The sequence below is a fragment of the Methylophaga sp. UBA5088 genome, from assembly GCF_002414625.1.
Taxonomy (GTDB): Bacteria; Pseudomonadota; Gammaproteobacteria; order Nitrosococcales; family Methylophagaceae; genus Methylophaga; species Methylophaga marina.
On record NZ_DIAC01000036.1, the window covers coordinates 8,352 to 11,154 of the forward strand.

A 2,803-nucleotide genomic window follows, 5' to 3' on the forward strand; every position below is an offset into this window, starting at 1 on the left:
GGGTAGACGCATCAATGGTGGCGAACGCATATTCTGTTCGGGTGATGGAAATCATAGCTGTTTTGCAACTGAGTAATCTGTTTTATAAGATTGAGTCATCTTATTGTTGTTCTTTTTGTTTCATGACTTCCTGGTAGCCTTCCTTCACTTTTTTATCGCCTTGTAGGGCTTTCTCCCAAGCCATTTCTTCAAATGATTTAGCTTGTTTTCTAAATTGTTTGAAGTCTTCCATGTATTGAGCACCTTTTGCTAAGCTCGATTTGGAGCCTGATGAATCACTGTACTGCGAATGAGCATTTTTGAGAGATGAGAGGGCTTGTTTATTATGAGTTAATGCGGAATTGAAATAAGCTATCGCGTCTTCATTCAAGTTGAGTGCTTCAAAAAATATTGGGTTTGCTGTGTTGGCAAAGAACTGTTTGTAATCTTCACGTCGTTGCAATGCACTTTGCAGTGGCTTTTCGATTTTTTGAATAGCAACTTTTACTGCTTTCATAAGCGTTTCGACGCCCGTTATCAATGACCGATTAGTATTGTTGTGGTTTTCTTGTTCAAAAGCATATGATCCTTTATTGACGTCCTTCCAATTTCTATAGGCCAGATCTTTAGTCAGTTTTACTTGGCCTTGATCATCTATATTGAAACCTAATCTGTCAGGGTTGATACGCTCATCAGCAATGCCACCTTGCTTAGGCCTAAATCTAAAATCTATCACCTGTTTGTTATACAAGGCAGCATGAGGAAACTTCGGACATATTTTTTTGATTTCAGGAATGATGGTTTGCTGTAAGTAAGTAGCAGGGTTAGAAGTCAGAACCGACTGTCTGACTGCTTTATTGTCGAACTCAACGACTACTCTGACATAAGGATGGGAGCACCATTGACTGCCTGATGAGTAAAAGGAAGACATGGTGGTGAATCCTTTGCCTTCATGCAAAATGAAGTCATTCAAATCGTTATAGTAACGCTCACTTTTATCCTGTGCGCTCACCTGACCACAACACATTAAAAGAGCTAGCAATACCAAGATAGGTACATCTGATCGATTTTGCTTCATAAAAGAATCCTTTTTTATTTTAGCTAATGGTGTGGTGACAAGATTAAGTCAATGCATTCATTTTAATGGTAAGTGAGAAATGTGCAAATTCATATAAATCATAAGGTTACGGTTTAGTGCATATTGCTGGCTGGCCCGGCACTGACAGTACTGTTAGATGTACGCCTAAACCATTATGTTTATCAGTAATGACACTGTAAGCAAAAGTGTTATAGATTGATGGCAAATAGGCTGTTACTTATTTGTAAGATTCAATATGAATGAGGCAGATTGCTCACCTAATCTGCTCGCTCAACTGCCCTCAACACTCAGTTAATCAAATACGTTTAATCTAATGGATATGGAAGGATGACACCATTCTTATGATGTTAACTGCGAATAAATAATAGAGGAATATGTGATGTTGAAACTGTTATTACCGGTCGTGCTTTTTTCTTTAAGTTCGGTGAATACTCATGCTAGCGATATACGAAAAGAAAATCTTGGCAATGTTGAAGGTGTGATGGCTACCGCTCACGGGTATTGGAAAGGTGATCAAATCTTCTTCAGGCACGACGAAAGTTTATACAAAATAATGCTTTCAGCTTATACCAACACCGGGGCCTTTGACGCGGATATGCCATTGCAAGTGAATATGTCAGGGACAAAAAATACTTTATGCTCTACTTATTTTCTCGACAAGGACTATTCGTATGATGAAATGAAGGCGTTTGCTGAACAGTATTTGAGATCAAAGGTCAGGCTGCTTAATGTCCATCAAGTCTATTTAAACAATAAACGGTTGCACTGTACCTTTACTGATTTTGACGTGCTGGCGACGCGACAGGAACTGGCTGAGCAACGAGAAAAAGAGAAGCAAAAAGTCATTCAGGAAAGAGAGGGCTTTAGCTTTGAAGGTGATTTGGACGTGCAAGTGCCTTATCTCACGCTCAGATTTAAAGGGGTCAACACGCCTCGTGTTCTAGATGGCGAAATAACAACTGAAACACTACATCATTATTGCGGTAATACCATTCCCTACACACAAGCCATGAAAAAAGAGCAATTGCTTGAGATTAGACAGGGCCTGAAACAATCTGGTGGTAAGGCAAAGCTGAATAAGCTAAAAATTTCGGATGGCAAATGCACTTTGGAAGAGATTGTTCCTGTACGCTAGTTCGAACACAAAATGACATTTTTCTGCTACCGCTATTCTTGTATGGATGCAGTGATAAGCACAAATAGGGAAATTATTCGATAACATCGCGGTCGAAAATGTCTTTTGCTGGGTTCAAGCCCGATATAATTAACTGTTAATTTTATTTAAGGATTTACCTCTGTGTTTCGTTCCTTTTTCCCTCAGCCTAAACTGTTTTTTCTATCAGCACTTATCTGGACAGCCATTGTGGTGGCCTTTTGGTATCTATTAGGTGACGATATCGGGCGTTGGTTAGGATTTAATTTGCCGGATGGTGAGACCGAGCCCGTTATCGGCGTCGGTTTTTTTGTGACACCGCAGTTCCTTTGGTTTTACTGTTATTACCTGTTTGTCTCTGCTGTCTTTGCTTTGTTCTGGTTCACGTATTCACCGCATCGCTGGCAGTGGTGGTCAGTTGTCGGTTCCCAGCTGATTCTCTTTACAACTTACTTTTCAGTTCAGGTCATGGTTGCCATTAATGAGTGGCGACGCCCGTTTTTTGATGCCGTGCAAAATGCACTGAGTAAGGAGGGGAGTGTCACCTCAGACCTTTTATATGGACTGATTAT

3 protein-coding genes are annotated in these 2,803 nt (G+C 40.2%); 2 read left to right on the plus strand and 1 reads right to left on the minus strand.

Going from position 1 to position 2,803, the window contains the following annotated elements:
• Positions 1-100: 100 nt before the first annotated feature.
• Positions 101-1,057, minus strand: a complete 957-nt coding sequence (locus B4K20_RS04940; protein ID WP_289282085.1) for a hypothetical protein — start codon at positions 1,055-1,057, stop codon at positions 101-103.
• 400 nt (positions 1,058-1,457) lie between these two features.
• Here B4K20_RS04940 and B4K20_RS04945 point away from each other — a divergent pair, with 400 nt between their 5' ends.
• Both B4K20_RS04945 and B4K20_RS04950 read left to right on the plus strand, forming a co-directional pair.
• The gene (locus B4K20_RS04945) at positions 1,458-2,213 is read left to right on the plus strand and encodes a hypothetical protein (RefSeq protein ID WP_289282086.1); all 756 of its coding nucleotides are present in this window, start codon (positions 1,458-1,460) and stop codon (positions 2,211-2,213) included.
• A 162-nt stretch (positions 2,214-2,375) separates the two neighbouring features.
• A partial coding sequence (locus tag B4K20_RS04950) for an SbmA/BacA-like family transporter (protein ID WP_289282087.1) occupies positions 2,376-2,803 on the plus strand: 428 nt, incomplete at its 3' end.